The organism is Nesterenkonia sp. NBAIMH1, assembly GCF_007922635.1.
Classification (GTDB): domain Bacteria; phylum Actinomycetota; class Actinomycetes; order Actinomycetales; family Micrococcaceae; genus Nesterenkonia; species Nesterenkonia pannonica.
In genome coordinates this window covers 2,622,167-2,640,549 of record NZ_CP042335.1, presented here as the reverse complement: position 1 = coordinate 2,640,549, position 18,383 = coordinate 2,622,167, and the positions used below count along the sequence as shown (strand labels likewise).

15 protein-coding genes are annotated in these 18,383 nt (G+C 66.0%); 11 read left to right on the top strand and 4 right to left on the bottom strand.

Going from position 1 to position 18,383, the window contains the following annotated elements:
- On the bottom strand, positions 1 to 1,233 hold the full coding sequence (sepH, locus tag FS388_RS12680) for a septation protein SepH (RefSeq protein ID WP_168198713.1): 1,233 nt from the start codon (positions 1,231 to 1,233) through the stop codon (positions 1 to 3).
- 282 nt (positions 1,234 to 1,515) lie between these two features.
- Here sepH and FS388_RS12675 point away from each other — a divergent pair, with 282 nt between their 5' ends.
- From FS388_RS12675 to dxs, 8 genes are all read left to right on the top strand, one after another.
- A complete protein-coding gene (locus FS388_RS12675; RefSeq protein ID WP_146341739.1) occupies positions 1,516 to 1,812 on the top strand; it encodes a DUF4193 domain-containing protein in 297 nt (98 codons plus the stop codon).
- 6 nt (positions 1,813 to 1,818) lie between these two features.
- The gene (locus FS388_RS12670; RefSeq protein WP_146341738.1) at positions 1,819 to 2,298 is read left to right on the top strand and encodes a DUF3093 domain-containing protein; all 480 of its coding nucleotides are present in this window, start codon (positions 1,819 to 1,821) and stop codon (positions 2,296 to 2,298) included.
- A 58-nt stretch (positions 2,299 to 2,356) separates the two neighbouring features.
- Positions 2,357 to 2,809 (top strand): dUTP diphosphatase, encoded by a 453-nt coding sequence (gene dut, locus FS388_RS12665; RefSeq protein WP_246836222.1) that lies wholly within the window; start codon positions 2,357 to 2,359, stop codon positions 2,807 to 2,809.
- A gap of 59 nt (positions 2,810 to 2,868) precedes the next feature.
- Positions 2,869 to 3,717, top strand: coding sequence for a DUF3710 domain-containing protein (locus FS388_RS12660; RefSeq protein ID WP_146341737.1), 849 nt, complete (start codon positions 2,869 to 2,871; stop codon positions 3,715 to 3,717).
- A gap of 2 nt (positions 3,718 to 3,719) precedes the next feature.
- Positions 3,720 to 4,487, top strand: a complete 768-nt coding sequence (locus FS388_RS12655) for a DUF3159 domain-containing protein (protein ID WP_146341736.1) — start codon at positions 3,720 to 3,722, stop codon at positions 4,485 to 4,487.
- Positions 4,462 to 5,916, top strand: coding sequence for a class I SAM-dependent RNA methyltransferase (locus FS388_RS12650; protein WP_146341735.1), 1,455 nt, complete (start codon positions 4,462 to 4,464; stop codon positions 5,914 to 5,916). Before FS388_RS12655 ends, FS388_RS12650 begins: the two co-directional genes overlap by 26 nt.
- A gap of 134 nt (positions 5,917 to 6,050) precedes the next feature.
- Positions 6,051 to 8,882, top strand: a complete 2,832-nt coding sequence (locus tag FS388_RS12645; RefSeq protein ID WP_146341734.1) for an aconitate hydratase — start codon at positions 6,051 to 6,053, stop codon at positions 8,880 to 8,882.
- A 111-nt stretch (positions 8,883 to 8,993) separates the two neighbouring features.
- A complete protein-coding gene (gene dxs / locus FS388_RS12640) occupies positions 8,994 to 10,991 on the top strand; it encodes a 1-deoxy-D-xylulose-5-phosphate synthase (RefSeq protein WP_146341733.1) in 1,998 nt (665 codons plus the stop codon).
- Between the two features lie 42 nt (positions 10,992 to 11,033).
- On the opposite strand, the gene FS388_RS12635 is transcribed toward dxs, so the two are convergent.
- The 3 genes from FS388_RS12635 to FS388_RS12625 are packed head-to-tail and all read right to left on the bottom strand — an operon-like array spanning position 11,034 to position 13,414.
- Positions 11,034 to 11,456: a ubiquinol-cytochrome c reductase iron-sulfur subunit gene (locus FS388_RS12635; RefSeq protein WP_146341732.1), complete on the bottom strand. Its 423-nt coding sequence runs from the start codon at positions 11,454 to 11,456 to the stop codon at positions 11,034 to 11,036.
- Entirely contained in the window at positions 11,456 to 12,691 is a 1,236-nt protein-coding gene (locus FS388_RS12630) for an HRDC domain-containing protein (protein ID WP_146342031.1), read from the bottom strand. Before FS388_RS12630 ends, FS388_RS12635 begins: the two co-directional genes overlap by 1 nt.
- Before the next feature lie 30 nt (positions 12,692 to 12,721).
- Positions 12,722 to 13,414, bottom strand: coding sequence for a DUF3000 domain-containing protein (locus tag FS388_RS12625; protein ID WP_146341731.1), 693 nt, complete (start codon positions 13,412 to 13,414; stop codon positions 12,722 to 12,724).
- 164 nt (positions 13,415 to 13,578) lie between these two features.
- On the opposite strand from FS388_RS12625, the gene FS388_RS12620 reads away from it, so the two are divergent.
- The 3 genes from FS388_RS12620 (at position 13,579) to FS388_RS12610 (ending at position 18,368) form a co-directional block, all read left to right on the top strand.
- Entirely contained in the window at positions 13,579 to 15,228 is a 1,650-nt protein-coding gene (locus FS388_RS12620; RefSeq protein WP_146341730.1) for an NAD-dependent epimerase/dehydratase family protein, read from the top strand.
- 104 nt (positions 15,229 to 15,332) lie between these two features.
- A complete protein-coding gene (locus FS388_RS12615) occupies positions 15,333 to 17,015 on the top strand; it encodes a catalase (protein ID WP_146341729.1) in 1,683 nt (560 codons plus the stop codon).
- 144 nt (positions 17,016 to 17,159) lie between these two features.
- Positions 17,160 to 18,368: a D-arabinono-1,4-lactone oxidase gene (locus FS388_RS12610; RefSeq protein ID WP_146341728.1), complete on the top strand. Its 1,209-nt coding sequence runs from the start codon at positions 17,160 to 17,162 to the stop codon at positions 18,366 to 18,368.
- The last annotated feature ends 15 nt before the right edge of the window (positions 18,369 to 18,383 follow it).

The window sequence follows — 18,383 nt, the reverse complement described above, 5'->3', positions numbered from 1 at the left end:
TCAGTCTGATTTGCTGCCGAAGAGGATGTCGTCCCAGCTCGGCATCGAGGGACGACGGCTCTTCCTTCGACCCCGCTTCGGCGCGTCGTCCGCCTCCGTGCCCGCCTCCGCACCAGCGTCCGCCTCGGGCCGTTCCAGGGGAGTCGTCTCCTGATCGTCTGCGTAGCTGAAGCCCCAGGCGTCGACGTCCTGAGCACCTGAGGCCGGCTCAGCCTCGGAGCCGGTCTCGGCCTCAGGCGCACCAGCTTCTTCGGACCCTCCCCGTCGCTGGATCTCGTCCAGGCCCGGGAGGGTCTCGGTGACGTGCTCCTCCGGATCCTCATCCTCCACCGGTTCGACGGGCTGCAGCCGCGGCGCCACCGGCGCTTCCTCATCGCGAGTGATGAGGGTCGCCAGTTTGTCGTCCGCGGCTTCGTCGGTGCCGAGTCTCTGTCCGCGGCGCGCGCGCAGAATGTCCAGAAGGTCCTCCGCGTCCGCGCCTGCAGGCATCTCATGGCCTGCCCCCGCATCAGGAACCCTGCGCGAAGCCGGAGCCGACGCCGAATCGACGTCGAAAGGCTCCTCCACGGCAGCCAGTCGACGGCCCGGCTGCCTGCGCGAGGCATCCCGAGGAAGTGAGGAGAGCGCCTCAGCCCACTTGTTCTGAGGATGGAGGGCACGGGTGGTCGGGTCGTAGCTCCACAGGGCCGGCGGCTGCTCCCCCACGCTCTCGGAGTGAGCCGTCGCCGGGTCCAGATCGAAGTCGCAGCTGACCGTCCAGAGACCGTCCTCCCGGCGCCACGCGTCCCACGAAGCCGTTCCAGGGGGAGCGCCGACTGCGCGCAGCCTCACGCGCACCATCGCCTCCAGCGTCGCCGGAGCGTCGCCGAAGGCCAGTCGATGATTCTCCGATGAGGAGCTGCGGGCAATGACAGCGGCTCGAGCACGAGCACCGTGGAAGGCCCGCTCGTCGGCCACGGGTCCTGCGAAGCGGATGACATATTCACGATCATGGCCGCTTGCCTCCACGACCTCCTCGACAGAGGCGCCGGCTCGGAGGCGCGCCTGGATCTCTCGAGGCCCGAAGGCTCCGGGCTCCTCAACCCGCGCGGCACGATGGGCGCCGGTGCCCCCCACCGCTGCGCGGAGCGCTTCGCTGATCTCCACGCTGTACTCGACGCCGTCCTTGTCAGAGAGCAGTAGGACCGGGGGGCGCTGCTGCGACTCGACCCCGACTATCCGGAGCTGCTGCATCCTGAACGGACCTCCCCATGAAGGCGTGCAATAACTGATGTAGGCACGGCCGCCTCCGCGGGCAGACCGTCCTGATGGGCCACCATACTCCGCGCCGGCGCAGCCCACACCTGAGCCGCTCAAGCCGAGGTTGAGGCCGTCCGGCGTCCCTTCATTTCGCCCCTGACAGAATGGATTTGTCCCTGCACGGCTCATAAGACACAATCTGTGCGACCTGAAGTGTCCCCCCACCGGTGCACCGACCTGTGCGGGGCGTCCGGACTCACGAGTGGAGCAGCAGATATGGCTACCGATTACGACGCGCCGCGCAAGAACGACGACGAGTCCAACGAAGACTCCATCGAGGAGCTGAAGAACCGCTCCGGCAGCCGTCAGTCCGCCGTCGTCGATGAGGACGAAGCGGAGGCGGCGGAAGGATTCGAGCTGCCCGGAGCCGACCTCTCCGACGAGGAGCTCCAGGTACGCGTCCTTCCTGCGCAGACCGATGAGTTCACCTGCGGATCATGCTTCCTGGTCCGCCACCGCTCCCAGGCTGTGGAGCGCAACGGCGTGCTGATCTGCGCCGACTGCGAGGCCTGAGCACCCATGCCCGAGGACCCGATCTACTCGGAGAAGCTCTGGCCAGCCTGGTGGCTCTGGACAGCAGCTGTGATCATCGGGGCCAGCTTCTCGACCATCTTCTTCCCGATCGATGTCTTCTGGGGCGTCCTGGCGATGATCGTAGGCATCGCCTTATGCGTCTTTGCGCTCATCATCACCACCCCCCGGGTGGAGGTGACAGAGACGCATCTGCGCGCGGGTCGCGCCCGCATCGAGCGGAAGCACCTGGGCAGAATCGTCGGCCACACCGGGGACGCGGCCCGGAATCAGCTGGGACCGGGCTTCGACGCGCGGTCCTACCAGTGCGTGCGAGGCTGGATCGGCTCCGTCCTGACGGCCGAGATCACAGATCCCAAGGACCCGACGCCGTACTGGCTCGTATCCACCCGCCAGCCCGAGGCTCTGGCATCGGCCCTTGCCGGTGCGGCAGAGTCCGGCCGGACTGCATCGCCCGGCACACTCTGAGCCCCGCGCTGACGATCTCCTCGACGATCAGCTCTCCTCGGCCAGTAGACTCATTCCTGTGACCACCCCGTACGACGCCGTCGACGTCCCGCTCCGCCTCCTGGACTCTGAGCTTCCTCCGCCCTCCTATGCGTCCGAGGGCGACGCCGGCGCGGATCTCCGAAGCACGGAAGACATTGTTCTGCAGCCGGGGGAGCGGCGCATGGTGCCGACAGGCGTTGCCCTCGCCATCCCCCCAGGGTGGGTAGGCCTCGTCCACCCGCGCTCCGGCCTTGCGGCCAAGCACGGCATCGCGCTGGTCAACGCGCCGGGGACGATCGATGCCGGCTACCGCGGTGAGATCAAGGTCCTCCTCCTGAACACCGACAGGGCAGAGTCTGCGGCTTTGGCCCGCGGAGACCGCATCGCCCAGCTGGTGCTTCAGCGCGTAGGCCAGGCAGTCTTCAGGACAGTCGAGGAGCTGCCCGGCAGCGAGCGGGGAACAGGCGGATTCGGCTCCAGCGGACGCTGACCACACGCTTCACGGCCGAACAGAACGGCCAGGCAGAGACATACAGCGAAGGAGAGACCATGGCGCTTTTCGGCAGGAAGAGCAAAGACTCGGCCAACAAACCCGCAACCATCAGGGAGGCCCTCGCCCACGACGCCGAGGACCCCGCCGACCAGGTGGACATCACAGAGGCTGATGCCGGGCGTCCTGACGATGACGCAGATGTGGTGTCCTCGCCGGACCCTCAGCAGCTTGCCGCCGGGGAGGAAGGTGCTCAGCGGGCAGCGTCGATCCTCTCCGAACGGACACCGCGCGACGTCTCGGACCTGACGTCGACGAAGGGATACATCAACTTCGGCTCGCTCCTGGTGCCAGGAGTGAAGAACCAGCAGGTACGGCTGGACATCGACCAGAAGTCGAAGAAGATCGTGTCGCTGACTATCAGGATCGGCGAGGCCAGCCTGCAGGTCCAGGCTTTCTCGGCGCCGAAGTCCGGCGGAACATGGGATCACGTCCGAAGCCAGATCGAGGAGTCGGTCGTCAAGCAGAAGGGGCGGGCCAAGCACGTCGACGGACCCTTCGGCAAGGAGCTGCACGCCCGGGTGCCCACCACGCTGAAGGACGGCAGGCAGGGCTGGCGAGCTGCCCGGTTCATCGGCTTCGAAGGTCGCCGCTGGTTCCTGCGCGGCGTGATCGGAGGCAAAGGGGCGATTGACCGGAAGGCCGCAGCCGGGGTCGAGACGCTGTTCTCCCACTTGGTCGTCAATCGCGGCGACGAGCCTCTTCCCCCTCGTGAGCTCCTGCCGCTGAATCCTCCCGAGGGCGCAAAGCGCGTGCGTGTGCCCCGCAGAGGACAGGCCGGACAGCGAGGCAATGCGACGCCGACCAACGGAGTGCACCCCGGATCACCTGGAAACGCGCAGAACTGACCATGGCGGATCAGCAGAGCAGCCGACAGGCGGAGACGCCCGACGAAGATAAGAGCCGCGCCGATGAGGTGGGGGAGCAGCTGTCTGCCCAGGCGGCCTCCAAGCTGCACGCCCGGGACGACGGGTCCCTTGAGGTGTGGAGCTCCCTCGGCGGGTGGAGAGGCCTCGCTGAGGCAACCCTCCCGCCGGCCGCCTTCCTCCTTGTCTTCCTGTTCACGGAGGAGCTGGGCCCAGCCCTGCTGAGCTCACTGCTCGTGGCCGGCGCCTTCGGGATCGCCCGGCTCATCCAGCGGGGCACGCTCGTCCAGTCCGTCTCCGGAATAGTGGGAGTGGGACTGTGTGCGCTCGTCGCGCAGCAGACCGGGGAGGCGCGTGACTTCTACGTTTTAGGAATCCTGGTCAACGTCGTCTACACCACGGCATTCGTCATTTCGATCGCGGTGCGCTGGCCTGTGGTGGGGCTGCTCTTCGGGTTCATCCGCGGTCAGGGGGTCGCGTGGCGCCATCAGGCCAATCTCAGGCGTCGCTACGCACTGGCCACCTGGATCCTGGTGGCCATCATGGTCGCGCGCTTCGCAGTTCAGGTTCCGCTCTACGTGGCCGATGCCTTCGGCCCGCTGGGGACCTCGCGTCTGGTGATGGGTGTGCCTCTGTGGGCCCTCGGCCTCTGGCTGGGCTGGATGATCACACGGCCTGAGTCCGCAGGAGAAGCAGCCGACACCGACGAAGGTTCGGCCGCACGCGATGACCGCGAGCCCGTCCGTGACTGACCTGCTCACCCTTGAGGTGGGCCCGATGGCCCACGGCGGTCACTGCGTCGCCCGACACCAGGGGCGCGTCGTGTTTGTGCGGCATGCCATTCCGGGAGAGACCGTTCGAGCAGCGGTGACCCAAGGGGGAGCGTCCGCGAAGTTCTGGCGGGCCGACGCGGTGTCCGTGATCGAGCGCTCGGAGCATCGGCGCACGCACCCCTGGCCAGCTGCCGATGCCCACACGGCGCACGCCTCCGGAGCTCTGCCGGTGGGTGGTGCGGAGCTGGGCCACATCAGCCTTGCCCATCAGCGACGCCTGAAGGCCCACGTCTTCCGCGATCAGCTCGCGCGCATCGGCGACCTCACCCTCGACCGAACACTGCTGGGCGGGTTCGACCGAGACCATCTCACCGCCGAGGGAGAGCCCCGGGTGACAGCCCTGGACGGCTCCAGCGACGGGCTGCACTGGCGCACACGCGCGGACTTCGCCGTGACCCCAGAGGGTCAGCTGGGTATGCATCCCCATCGGGAGCACGAGGTCATACCCATTTCCGATATGCCTCTGGCGGTGGAGGCTCTGACCGAATCGCCCGTCTTCGGCTGGGACTTCTCAGGCGCGGAGCACGTCGATCTCATCGCACCCGGCGCCAGAGGGCCCCTGACCGTGATCGTCCGAACCCGCGGAGAGGTCTCCAGCCTTGAGGAGCGTCTGGTCGACGCTGCCGGCAGCTCCCCGGGAGAGTTCAATCTTGTCCTCGCGCGCATCAGACCATCGGAGCCCCGCCGCTCACCCCGCCGAGAGAGTTCGCGACGACGCCAGAACTCGGGGCTGCGACTCGTGCATGAGACGCTCCTGGGCCGGCATACCGTCGACGAGCCCCTTCCTCACCCTGTGGCGGCGCCCGACGGCCCTCGTACCCATGTGACGCTGCGAGCGGAGAGCTTCTGGCAGATCCACCGGCGTGCACCGCAGGCACTCATCTCCGCAGTCGACCGGATGGCCGACATCGGCCCCGGGGAGTCCGTGGCCGATCTGTATGCGGGGGCGGGACTGTTCACCGCGTGGGCCGCAGAGCGCGTAGGGCCCACCGGCCATGTGCTCTCCGTCGAAGCGGCCGAGGCATCCTCCGCCAGTGCGAAGGATCTCTTTCAGGGCCTCAATCATGTCGAGGTGCTGAAGGCACCGGTCGAGCGAATCCTGTCGCGCCTCCGGAGCTCAGACCTGGTCCTCCTGGATCCGCCGCGGGCAGGGGCAGGTGAGCGCGCCATTGCGGGAATCGACGCGGCGGCCCCGAGACAGATCATCTACGTCTCGTGCGATCCTGCCTCCTTCGCCCGAGACGCCAAAGCCCTTGCGGTCCGAGGATGGCGCCTGCGAGACCTTGAGGTCATCGATATGTACCCCAACACTCACCACATGGAGTCCGTCGCCGTCTTCGCGCGGTGACGACAGACCTGTGTCTGCGGACACGCCAACGATTCACGTGTGAGTAGGATGGTCTCTGAATCACGACGAGGTCATCGGTCGCGCCCAAGTCCGAGGCCCGCGTCAGTTCGGACAACCAGACAAAGGAGTCCCGCATGAGCACTGTGGACAGCTTCGGAGCAAAGGACGTTCTCAACGTCAACGGCGCCGACTACGAAATCTATCGACTGGACAAGGTCGAGGGCTACGACACCCTTCCCTACAGCCTCAAGGTGCTGCTGGAGAACCAGCTGCGCACCGAGGACGGCGCAAACGTCACCGCTGAGCACATCAAGGCCCTCGGGTCATGGGACAAGGACGCCCAGCCGAACGTCGAGATCCAGTTCACCCCCGGACGGGTGCTCATGCAGGACTTCACCGGAGTTCCCTGCGTGGTGGACCTCGCCACGATGCGCGAGGCCGTCGCTGACCTGGGCGGCGATCCCGAGAAGATCAACCCGCTGGCTCCGGCCGAGATGGTCATCGATCACTCCGTGCAGATCGACGCCTTCGGATCCCATGATGCGATCGAGCGCAACATGGACATCGAGTACCAGCGCAACGGCGAGCGGTACCAGTTCCTGCGCTGGGGACAGACCGCCTTCGAGAACTTCAAGGTCGTTCCCCCAGGGATGGGAATCGTCCACCAGGTCAACATCGAGTCCCTTGCCCGCGTGGTCATGACCCGGCAGACTCAGAACGGCCTGCAGGCGTACCCCGACACATGTGTGGGCACTGACTCCCACACCACCATGGAGAATGGACTGGGCGTGCTCGGCTGGGGCGTCGGCGGCATCGAGGCCGAGGCAGCGATGCTCGGCCAGCCGATCTCCATGCTCATCCCTCGCGTGGTCGGCTTCCGCCTCACCGGCGAGATCCCCGCGGGTGCCACCGCCACCGACGTCGTGCTGACGATCACGCAGATGCTTCGTGAGCACGGAGTCGTCGGAAAGTTCGTCGAGTTCTACGGCGACGGCGTGGCCGAGGTTCCGCTCGCCAACCGAGCCACGATCGGCAACATGAGCCCTGAGTTCGGCTCCACTGCGGCGATGTTCCCCATCGACCAGGTGACGATGGACTACATGCGGCTCACGGGCCGCACCGAGGAGCAGCTGGCCCTGGTCGAGGCCTATGCCAAAGAGCAGAAGATGTGGCACGACCCGTCGAAGGAGCTTCGCTTCTCCGAGCAGCTCGAACTGGACCTCTCCACCATCGTCCCGTCGATCTCCGGTCCAAAGCGTCCGCAGGACCGCATCGAACTCACCGATGCGAAGGAGCAGTTCCGCAAGGACATCCACAACTACGTCGACAACGGTGCCGACACCGCCGAAGGCACGGTCGACGAGGCCGTGGAGGAGAGCTTCCCCGCGTCCGACGCGCCCACTCCCGCAGCCGGGCAGGAGCAGGACGCCGCCGACAAGCCCCGCACCGGTCAGGGCGGTCAGCCCGCCGCCGGCCGTCCGTCGAAGCCTGTGGCCGTCAAGATGCCCGACGGTCGGGAGTTCCACCTCGACCATGGCGCAGTCTCGATCGCCTCGATCACGTCCTGCACCAACACATCGAACCCCAATGTGATGCTCGCCGCCGGCGTGCTCGCGCGCAACGCGGTGGAGAAGGGGCTCGTGCAGAAGCCCTGGGTCAAGACCTCCATCGCCCCCGGCTCAAAGGTTGTCACCGACTACTACGAGCGCTCAGGCCTGATCGAATACCTGGAGAAGATCGGCTTCTTCATCGTCGGGTACGGCTGCACCACCTGCATCGGAAACTCCGGGCCTCTTGAGGATGAGATCTCGAAGACCGTCCAGGACGAGGACCTCGCTGTGACCTCCGTTCTCTCCGGAAACCGAAACTTCGAGGGCCGCATCAACCCCGATGTGAAGATGAACTACCTGGCCTCGCCTCCGCTGGTGGTCGCCTACGCGCTGGCCGGATCGATGGACTTCGACTTCGAGAACGAACCCCTGGGTCAGGATTCCGAGGGCAAGGACATCTACCTGAAGGACATCTGGCCCGACCCGACTGAGGTCCAGACCATCATCGACGAGTCCATCGACACGGAGATGTTCACTTCCAAGTACGACACTGTCTTCGACGGAGATCACCGCTGGAAGGCGATGGACACCCCCGAAGGCTCCACCTTCTCGTGGGACGAGGCATCGACCTACGTGCGCAAGGCGCCCTACTTCGACGGTATGGACATGGAGCCTGGCCCGGTGACCGACGTCAAGGGAGCTCGGGTGCTCCTGAAGCTGGGCGACTCCGTGACCACGGACCACATCTCCCCAGCCGGCTCCTTCAAGTCGGACACACCCGCAGGCCGGTACCTTCTGGAGAACGGCGTGGAGCGCAAGGACTTCAACTCCTACGGCTCGCGACGCGGCAACCATGAGGTGATGATCCGGGGCACCTTCGCCAACATCCGCATCAAGAACGAGCTGCTGGACGGCGTGGAGGGCGGCTTCACCCGCGACTTCACTCAGGACGGCGCACCTCAGGCGTACGTCTACGACGCTGCGGAGAACTACCAGGAGGCAGGGATTCCCCTCGTCGTCCTGGGAGGCAAGGAATACGGCTCAGGCTCCTCCCGCGACTGGGCGGCAAAGGGCACCCGGCTCCTCGGAGTGAAGGCCGTCATCACCGAGTCCTTCGAGCGCATCCACCGGTCGAACCTCATCGGTATGGGCGTCCTGCCGCTCCAGTTCCCCGAGGGCGAGTCGGCGGACACTCTCGGCCTCACCGGCTTCGAGACCTTCGACATCGAAGGCATCGAAGCGCTGAACAATGGAGAGACTCCGGCAACGGTCAAGGTCACTGCCACGAAGGACGACGGCGGCACTGTCGAGTTCGACGCCGATGTGCGGATCGACACCCCGGGCGAGGCAGGCTATTACCGCAACGGCGGCATCCTGCAGTACGTGCTGCGAAGCCTGGTGAAGAACGCCTCCTAGGCGTCAGCGCCCATCAGAAGCGGCGAGGGCGGGGTCAGACCATACGGTCTGACCCCGCCCTCGCTCGTCGCGTGTTGGGACCGTGCAGGTCGGGCTGGGTACCATAGCCGAATGAGCATTCTGCCCACTATCGGGGCTCCTCAGGACCTGAGCCGACTCAACGCCGAGCAGCTCGAGAATCTTGCGGAAGAGATCCGCGCATTCCTCATCGCCAATGTCTCCGCCACCGGCGGCCATCTCGGCCCGAACCTGGGCGTCGTCGAGCTCACGCTCGCCATCCACCGAGTGTTCGACTCTCCTCGGGACTCCGTCATCTTCGACACCGGGCACCAGTCGTATGTGCACAAGCTGGTCACCGGACGGCAGGACTTCACGACGCTTCGCAAGGAAGGCGGGCTCTCCGGGTATCCGGATCGCGACGAATCCCCCCACGACATCGTCGAATCCTCGCATGCCTCCTCCTCACTCTCCTGGGCAGATGGGATCTCGCGGGCTTATCAGCTGCAGGGCGAGGGCGACCGCTTCGTCATTCCCATCATCGGCGACGGCGCGCTGACCGGGGGCATGGCCTGGGAAGCCGTGAACAACATTGCCGCCGACAAGGACCGGCGCGTGGTGATCGTTGTCAATGACAACGGGCGCTCCTACGCACCGACCGTCGGCGGGCTGGCCGACCAGCTCTCCAAGCTGCGCAGAGGCGTGCTGGACAAGGTCCGCACGCACCGCGCCTACGAAGACATGCTGGACGGCACGAAGCGCCGCCTTCAGCAGGGCGGCGCGGTCTCGCGGATGATGTACCGCAGCCTTCATGCGGCGAAGAAGGGAGCCAAAGACTTCTGGAGTCCCCAGGGACTCTTCGAGGATCTCGGCATCAAGTACATCGGGCCCGTCAACGGCCACGACCAGCGCGCCCTCGAGGATGCCCTGGCTGACGCTCGCAACTACGGCGGACCGGTGCTCGTGCACGCCATGACGGAGAAGGGCCGAGGATTCGCGCCCGCCCGCGCGGACACAGCCGATCAGATGCACGCCGTGGGCGTCATCGACCCCGAGACCGGGGATCCCGTCTCGCGCGGCTCCGCCCGCTCATGGACATCCGTCTTCGAAGAGGAGATCGCAGCCATTGCTGAAGAGCGGCAGGACGTCGTGGCTCTCACCGGGGCCATGATGATGCCCGTAGGACTCTCCACGATGGCCAAGCGGTTCCCGGACCGGGTGTACGACGTGGGCATCGCCGAACAGCACGCAGTCGCGTCGGCGGCGGGTCTGGCGTACGGCGGCCTCCACCCGGTGATAGCCGTCTACGCCACATTCCTCAATCGCGCGTTCGATCAGCTTCTGATGGATGTGGCCCTGCACAGGGCAGGAGTCACCCTCGTGCTCGATCGCGCCGGCGTCACAGGTCCCGACGGGCCGAGCCACCATGGCATGTGGGACCTGTCGCTGCTTCAGATCGTGCCGGGCCTGCGGATCGCGGCGCCTCGTGACTCCACCCGACTGCGTGAAGAGCTGCGCGAAGCCGTGGCTGTCGAAGACGCCCCCACCGTGGTGCGCTTCTCCAAAGGATCGGTCAATGACGAGATTCATGCCCTCGAGCGGCTCGACGACGGGGTCGACGTGCTGCACAGCACTGCGGCGGCTACGAACGGCGACTATGCGAACGACGTCCTGATCGTCTCAGTGGGAACAATGGGGGAGCTGTCCCTCGACCTGGCCAAGAGGCTGGAGGACCAAGGGATCACTGCCACCGTCGTCGACCCGCGCTGGGTGCTTCCGGTCCCGGAGACGGTCGTGTCCCTTGCCGCACGCCACCGGATCGTGGTGTGCATCGAGGACGGCGTCAGAGCAGGAGGCGTGGGCTCCCGAATCCGGCAGGAGATGCGAGCTGCCGGAGTGGACACCGCTCTGAACGAAGTGGGACTGCCGGTGACGTTCCTCGCCCATGGGTCCAGGGACCAGGTGCTCGAGAGAGTCGGACTCACCTCTGCCCAGATCGCCCAGGACACTGTGGCCCAGGTCCTCGGCACCAAAGTGCCCTTCGCGCGTCGCCTGCCGGGAGAAGCGATGCCCACCGGAGAGATCCCTCTCTTTCAGCAGCGCCCGCACTGAGCGTCGATCCGACCCCTGGCACCGCCCGGATCCGGGCACGCCTCAGGTGAGCCGTGCCCGGATCGTCCCCTCGCTGATCTCCGCATCGTAGGACGTCAGTCCACGGGGTGCTGGTCCGGCGATCCGCTCACCCGTGAACTCGAACTGGGAGCCGTGGCACGGGCATTCGAAGCGATCCTCGTCCATGCCGACCGTGCACCCCTCATGGGGGCAGACGGCTGAGAACACCATCACCGAGTCTTCGTCCGGGCGATTGACCAGAAGCGTGTGCTCACCCACCTCCGCAATGCCCGCCTCTCCAACCGGCAGGCTCTCCGCTGGTGCGATGTCAGTCCAGTCCTGGTCGTCGCCGGCGTCCTCGGAGTCTCTTCCGCCGCCGCAGGCAGTCAGCGACAGCGCCCCTGCCCCCAGAAGAGCTCCTCGGAGGAACTGCCGCCGAGGAGAGCAGCCGGTGAAGCACGACATCAGTCGTCGACCGGTTCTGGGTCGAGCAGGGCGACGGTGACGATCGCTGCGGTCTGCTGGATCTGCCAGGGACGCGCTCCGAGGGCCTCGAGCGCCGATGCCACGGTGTCGAAGTCCACCGGATTCGGCGGTGTCCAGCAGAGCTGCTTCAGCGCCGCGGGGGTCAGCAGCGTCTCAGGCATGACGTCGATCTGCTCCGCATGACGATGCACCCGCGCCCGCGCAGTCCGAAACTGCGCGAATGCCTCGGGGTTCCGGTCGCGCCACGTTCTGGGCGGGGGAGGGGCGCCCCCGCCCCGGGCCTGCTTGACGGGAAGATCGTCCGAACGCGCGCCGGCCTGAACGGCAGCGAGCCAGCGCCGCGCCTCCTTCTTGGCGGCACGGCCGTGGAATCCTTGGACATCGAGCAGCTGGGGCACAGTCCGCGGCTGGGCATCGGCGGCTGCGATCAGCGCGGAATCGGGGATCAGGTGCCCCGGAGCGACGTCCTTGCTCTCCGCGAGCGATTCCCGCACGTTCCACAGCTCCCGGAGTACGGCGAGCTTGCGCGGCGACTTCAGCCTGTTCAGTCCGGACGTCCTCCGCCACCTGTCTTCGGGCGGCTGCTGAGCAGGTTTGAAGGTGCGCAGGTATTCGAACTCCTGCTCAGCCCACTCCGTCTTTCCCTGATCGTCCAAGAGCTGGCTGAGCTCCTTGCGAAGCTCCACGAGCAGCTCTACGTCCAGGGCTGCATAGCGGAGCCAATCCTCCGGAAGCGGCCTTCTGGACCAGTCCGCTGCCGAGTGCTCCTTGGCCAGGCGCAGACCCAGCAGGTTCTCGACCACCGCCCCGAGACCCACTTTGGGAAGGCCAGCCAGCCGTGCGGCGTGCTCCGTGTCGAAGAGGCGGGTCGGCTGCATGCCTACCTCCTCCAAGCAGGGAAGGTCCTGGGTGGAGGCATGAAGAATCCACTCGGCATCGCCCAACGCCTCCTGAATGGGAGCGAGCGGCTCCAAGGCGTCGAATGCCTCGGGGTCGATCAGCCAGATGCCCGAGTCCTCCCGCTTGAGCTGCACCAAGAAGGCCCGCTGACCGTAGCGGAACCCCGAAGCACGTTCGGCGTCCACTGCAACGGGTCCCTGGCCCTGGGCCAGGGCCTCCGCCGCTCTCATCAGCCCCCGCTGCGTGCTGATGACCCCAGGAACGCCGTCCTGGGGCTCGGTCAGCAGGGGGAGCGCTTCGCTGTCCTGCGGCATTGACTGCTCGGGGTGAGGGGGCACGTTCTCCTATATTCTCCGGATGTGCGGCATCGCAAGCACGCCGTCGGGCTGTGAGGGAAGCCCGGCGAATGAGCAGACCATGTCCGCCCAGGCTTCCAGGTGAGCGCCGAATCCCTCGCCGGCCGGCGTCCACGACGCGCGCAGCTCCACATCATTGGTCGACTCGCGCGAATTCAGGGACCCGAACGATTCAGACAGAATCCTTGTCGCCGTTCCCCCTGCGGCCGTGTGCTCCACGCCGTGCTGGGCCAGTGAGTCAGAGAGCCAGGTCCACGCCACCTCGGCAAGAAGGGGGTCGTTCCCCATCTCGGGCTCCAGCTCAGCTCTGATGTAGATCACCACGCGAAACGTTCCGCCCCACAGGGGCTGCCCGGCCGGGTCGTGAAGAAGGATGAAGCGCCCGCTTGCCAAGGTCTGACCCGAATCTGTGTCCGGACGCTGCGCGCCGGAGGCGACCGGGGCCGAGGACCCGTCGACCGAAACTTCTGCCCGAAGCGCCACAGCGTATGGAGCGAGTCTGACGGGAGCCGGAACCTCTTCGACGAAGGCCTCGTGCCGCGGTGCGGCAGCACGAAGCTGTTCCAAGGCGGACCTGAAGCTGCCGGGAAGGCCGGATGGCTCAGGCGAGTCGGCCGCGTCGCTCGCCGGCTGTGGGGCGAGACGTGCCGCCGCCTCGGCTGCGGGCCCGAAAACACTCACGTGCCCAGGCTAGGCAGGCCGGGGAGCATCGGACCGCAGGCACGCCGTGGCGGTCGCCCCAGAGTCGCAGGCATCCAGGCGACGCACACGCGAGATCCAGGATCGGGTGGTGTGGTGGTGGCAGCGCCCAGAGCAAGAACGTTTCTGCAGGAGGATTTACAGGTATGCGCATCGCCGTCGTCGGAGCAAGCGGAAATCTCGGAACCGCCGTGCTGAACGAGCTCATGGAGCGCGGTGAGGCTGACAGCATCAGGGCCATCGCCCGTCGCCGTCCGAACACCGATGTGGACCCCTACCGGCAGGCCGATTGGCTGAGCATCGATGTCCAGTGGGAGGAATCCGTGGACGAGCTCACGGAGGCCTTCGACGGAGCCGATGCGGTCATCCACCTTGCCTGGCTCATTCAGCCCAACCACGACCGTGAGCTCCTGCGCCGCGTCAACGTCGACGGAACCGCCCACGTCCTCGAGGCGGCTGCCAGGGCGGGGGTGAAGCACGTGGCCCTCGCATCCTCTGTGGGTGCGTACTCGCCGGTCGAGGATCACGAGCTGCGGGACGAGACCTGGCGCACCGACGGCATTCAGACGGCCCACTACAGCGTGGACAAGGCGGCTCAGGAGCGAGCCGTCGATGCGTTCGAGGCCGAGCATCCCGACGTCGCGGTGGCTCGGATCCGCCCCGCTCTGATCTTCCAGGGAGCAGCGGCTTCGGAGATTCAGCGCTATTTCCTGGGCAAGCTTCTGCCCAACAATCTTCTCGGGACGGTCAGGCCGCCCCGCCTTCCTATGCCCGACGGCATCCGACTGCAGGCTCTCCATGCTCGGGATGCTGCGGCCGCCTTCGTCGAGGCTGTGCTGCGAGGTGCGCACGGCCCCTTCAACGTGGCAGCCGATGACATCCTCGACGGCGAGGCCCTCGCATCCGCGCTGTCGAACACGGAGGCTGCCCAGCAGGCTGAGATGGGCAAAGTGGACTCTGCGTACAAGGCCGTGGAGAAGAGCTCATTCCCCGTGCCGAGCTTCCCGATCCGCCCTCTGATCAAGCTGGCCCATCGCAGCCGTCTGCTCCCCATGGACGAGGGCTGGCTGGACATGGCGATGCGGTCCCCGCTGATGAATACGGACCGGGCCCGTGAGGAGCTCGGCTGGAAGCCGACCAGGACTGGCCTGGAGGCACTCGAGGACCTGATCGACGGCATGTCCCGAGGCAATGGTGCAGATTCGGGCCCGATGCGGGCCGAGACGAAGGACCCGGCGTCGCAGGCGAACCTGCCGCTGCCCGGGGCAGACCACTCATTGGATGAGGATGCGGTCAGCAGCGACCTCCTGGGCCAATATCTCAGAGACCACCTGTCGGGGGCCGCGGCGGGCCTGGACCGCATCACGGCGATGGCGGAGGGGTATCAGGACACCCCCGTGTACGCGCAGCTCGCCGCCGTGGCCGAGAGCATCGCCGGTGAGCGTGCGTGGCTTGAGGGCCTGATCGAGCGGCAGGGCTTCACCCGGCCCACGATCATGGAGCAGGCGGCCTCAGCCGCGGAGAAGCTTGCTCGGCTCAAGCCCTTCGGCACGGGTGTGACGGATCGCTCTCCCTCGGAGATGGTTCTTGAAGTTGAGCTGATGATGGGGGCCATCACAGCAAAGATGCATGCCTGGCTCGTGGTGGCCGACTACTGCGAGGAGCTGGGGGTCAAGCGCGACGTGGCGGACGAGCTCCTCGAGACCGCAGAGGCTCAGCGGGAGACGCTGGCAGGCGTCCACGAATACGCCCGACGGAGGGCGTACCGCCCCGATGCCAACGCCTTTCCCAAATAGAAGCTCCGGCGCAGGAGCCGACGTGCCCGGTGCGTGACAGTTCTGACTCATTCAGAATAAGCGTTAGACTGAGGCCCTCCACCCAAGGACGAAAGGAGTGCCCCATGGCTGAGCAGACACTCACCACCCGACAGGGCCACCCAGTTCAGCACAACCAGAACATGCGCACGGTCGGCTCACGCGGACCCGCCACACTGGAGAATTACCACTTCCTCGAGAAGATCTCCCACTTCGACCGCGAGCGGATTCCCGAGCGCGTCGTGCATGCGCGCGGATTCGTAGCCTACGGCGAGTTCGAGGCAACCGGCATGATCGGCGACGAGCCCGCCTCGAAGTACACCCGCGCCAAGCTCTTCCAGGAAGCCGGCAAGAAGACCGACCTCGCCATCCGCTTCTCCACCGTGATCCACGGCCGCGACTCAGCAGAGACCCTGCGGGACCCCCGCGGCTTCGCCGTGAAGTTCTACACCGAGGACGGCAACTGGGACCTCGTCGGGAACAACCTGGCCGTGTTCTTCATCCGTGACGCCATCAAGTTCCCCGATGTGATCCACTCCCTGAAGCCGGACCCCGTCTCCTTCCGACAGGAACCGGCGCGCATCCTCGACTTCATGAGCCAGGCGCCTGAGTCGATGCACATGCTCACCCACCTCTTCAGCCCTCGAGGCATCCCGGCCACGTACCGGCACATGGAGGGCTTCGGCGTCAACACCTATAAAATGATCAACGCCGAGGGTGAGTCGGTCCTCGTCAAGTACCACTGGCATCCCAGAGCCGGCGTCGCCTCCCTCAGCAGCGAGGAGGCCGCCAAGGTGCAGGGTCAGGACCTCGGCCACGCCAGCCGCGACCTCTTCGACTCCATCGAGCGCGGCGAGCACCCCCAGTGGGACTTCTACGTCCAGATCATGGAAGACGCGGAGCACCCCGAACTGGACTTCGACCCCCTGGATGACACGAAGATCTGGCCGGAGGACCAGTTCCCGCTGCGCCACGTCGGCACCATGACGCTGAACCGCAACGTGGACGATCACCACAACGAAAACGAGCAGATCGCCATGGGCACCGGAGTGCTGGTGGACGGGCTCGACTTCTCGGACGACAAGATGCTGATCGGCCGCACCTTCTCGTACTCGGACACCCAGCGCTACCGGGTGGGCCCGAACTACCTGCAGCTGCCCGTGAACTCGCCCAAGGGCGTCAAGTCGGTGCACACCCACCAGCGCGGCGGCCTCATGTCCTACGGCGTTGACCTCGCCGAAGGCCAGAACCCGCACGTAAACTACGAGCCCTCCATTACCGGCGGTCTCACCGAGGCGGAGAAGAAGCCGAACAACCAGCCCGAGATCACCGGTCGCGTTGCTCCTGCGAACATCGAGCGCCGCAACGACTACATGCAAGCACGCGCCCGCTACGTCACGATGAATGCGTGGGAGCGCGACGGGCTGGTCGAGGAGCTCGGCGGCATGATTCAGGAGGCCGCACCGCAGGTGCAGGAGCGCTTCCTCTGGCACCTGTTCATGATCCACGATGACTACGGCACACGCGTCGGCGAGTTCATCAGCAAGAGCGCCGATGACGTCAAGCACCTCGAACCCCTGTCGACGCAGACGCTCACGGAGGAGGAGCAGAAGCGCCTGCAGAACCTCGGTCGCAACGGTGACGAGTTCGACTCCACCGTCTGGGGCACGTGGACCTCTTCGGTGGTCAACCACCAGGTCACCGCAGAGCAGGTGATGAACGGCCTGGGCAGCCTCGAGTACACCCGCGAGGACGCACCGGCCGCCTGACCGGGAGCGCATCCCACTCTGACAGCTGAAGGGCCCCGCAGCGTGACGCTGCGGGGCCCTTCAGCATTTGCCCAGGCTCGACCGTTTGACTGGGCAGCTGAGCAGAGATCATCTCCGTACGACAGGTCTATGAGGTCGAAGCGTATGCCAGACACCTTCCGAAACTGGTCCGGGAGCATCAAGTTCACCCCGAAGAGCAGAGCCGCCCCGCGAAGCTCCCGCCAGGTGCAGCAGCTCGTTGCCAAAGCGCGCGCCGAGGGGAAGACGCTGCGGCCCGTGGGCTCGGGCCACTCCTCGACTCCGCTGTTCAACACCCCCGAGACGCTCGTCTCCCTCGAGAGGCTCTCCGGCGTGAAAGCTGCGGACTATGAAAGCCGCACCGCACGGGTGCTTCCCGGAACCGGGCTGCGGGATCTGGGAGCGATGCTGGGCGAGCACGACCTCGCCATGATGAACCTCGGCGACGTCGACTATCAGGCCATCGCAGGAGCACTCTCGACAGGAACCCACGGGTCAGGCATCTCACTGGGCAACCTCTCGTCAATGGTCATCGGCGGGGTGCTTGTCAACGGACTGGGGGAGGAGATCCCGTTCGGCGTCGACGCGGGTGAAGGCGAGGACCATGACCTCAGCCGTGCCGCGGCGCTCAGCCTGGGGACGCTGGGAATCATCACTTCCCTCACCCTGCGGCTCGAGTCCTCCTACATGCTGCACCGACAGAACTTCATGATCCATATCGATTGGGTCCTCGAGCACTTCGCCGAGCTGGTGGAGCAGAACCGCAGCTTCGACTTCTACTGGTACCCGCGCTCCGACATGGCTCAGGTCCGTCTTCTCAACGAGCCGGGAGAGGAGCCGACCCTTCTGCCTCCCGGTGAGCTGAAGAAGGAGGTGACAGGACCCTCCTACGAAGTGATCCCGAATGACCGGCACCTTGTCTTCGAGGAGATGGAGTACATGCTGCCCTTCGACGAGCAGCTGGCCGCCTTCCGCGAAGTGCGGGAACGCGTGAAGTCGGAGCATCGCGCTCTTGTCGGCTGGCGGGTGCTGGTGCGCACGATTGCGGCAGACAACGTCATGATCTCCAATGCCCAAGGGCGAGACACCATGACCATTGCGCTGCTGCAGAACAATACTCTGCCGTTCAAGGAGTATTTCGATGACATCGAGCCGATCTTCCAGCGGCACGGCGGTCGGCCGCACTGGGGCAAGAAGCACACGATGAAGGCTCCTGAACTGGCGCGGCTCTACCCGGAGTGGGAGCGGTTCCAACAGATTCGGAAGCAGATGGACCCGGACGGAGTCATGATGAACGACTATCTGAAAGAGCTTCTCGGAGAGGAAGGCGAGTAGAGACGTGGCGCTGAA

Coding starts and splice junctions, on each gene's coding strand:
- FS388_RS12655 (WP_146341736.1), top strand. CDS start 3,720: ATGGCGGATCAGCAGAGCAGCCGACAGGCGGAGACGCCCGACGAAGAT.
- FS388_RS12660 (WP_146341737.1), top strand. CDS start 2,869: ATGGCGCTTTTCGGCAGGAAGAGCAAAGACTCGGCCAACAAACCCGCA.
- FS388_RS12610 (WP_146341728.1), top strand. CDS start 17,160: ATGCCAGACACCTTCCGAAACTGGTCCGGGAGCATCAAGTTCACCCCG.
- sepH (WP_168198713.1), bottom strand. CDS start 1,233: ATGCAGCAGCTCCGGATAGTCGGGGTCGAGTCGCAGCAGCGCCCCCCG.
- FS388_RS12645 (WP_146341734.1), top strand. CDS start 6,051: ATGAGCACTGTGGACAGCTTCGGAGCAAAGGACGTTCTCAACGTCAAC.
- FS388_RS12635 (WP_146341732.1), bottom strand. CDS start 11,456: ATGTCGTGCTTCACCGGCTGCTCTCCTCGGCGGCAGTTCCTCCGAGGA.
- FS388_RS12620 (WP_146341730.1), top strand. CDS start 13,579: ATGCGCATCGCCGTCGTCGGAGCAAGCGGAAATCTCGGAACCGCCGTG.
- FS388_RS12670 (WP_146341738.1), top strand. CDS start 1,819: ATGCCCGAGGACCCGATCTACTCGGAGAAGCTCTGGCCAGCCTGGTGG.
- FS388_RS12630 (WP_146342031.1), bottom strand. CDS start 12,691: ATGCCGCAGGACAGCGAAGCGCTCCCCCTGCTGACCGAGCCCCAGGAC.
- dxs (WP_146341733.1), top strand. CDS start 8,994: ATGAGCATTCTGCCCACTATCGGGGCTCCTCAGGACCTGAGCCGACTC.
- FS388_RS12650 (WP_146341735.1), top strand. CDS start 4,462: ATGACCGCGAGCCCGTCCGTGACTGACCTGCTCACCCTTGAGGTGGGC.
- FS388_RS12675 (WP_146341739.1), top strand. CDS start 1,516: ATGGCTACCGATTACGACGCGCCGCGCAAGAACGACGACGAGTCCAAC.
- FS388_RS12615 (WP_146341729.1), top strand. CDS start 15,333: ATGGCTGAGCAGACACTCACCACCCGACAGGGCCACCCAGTTCAGCAC.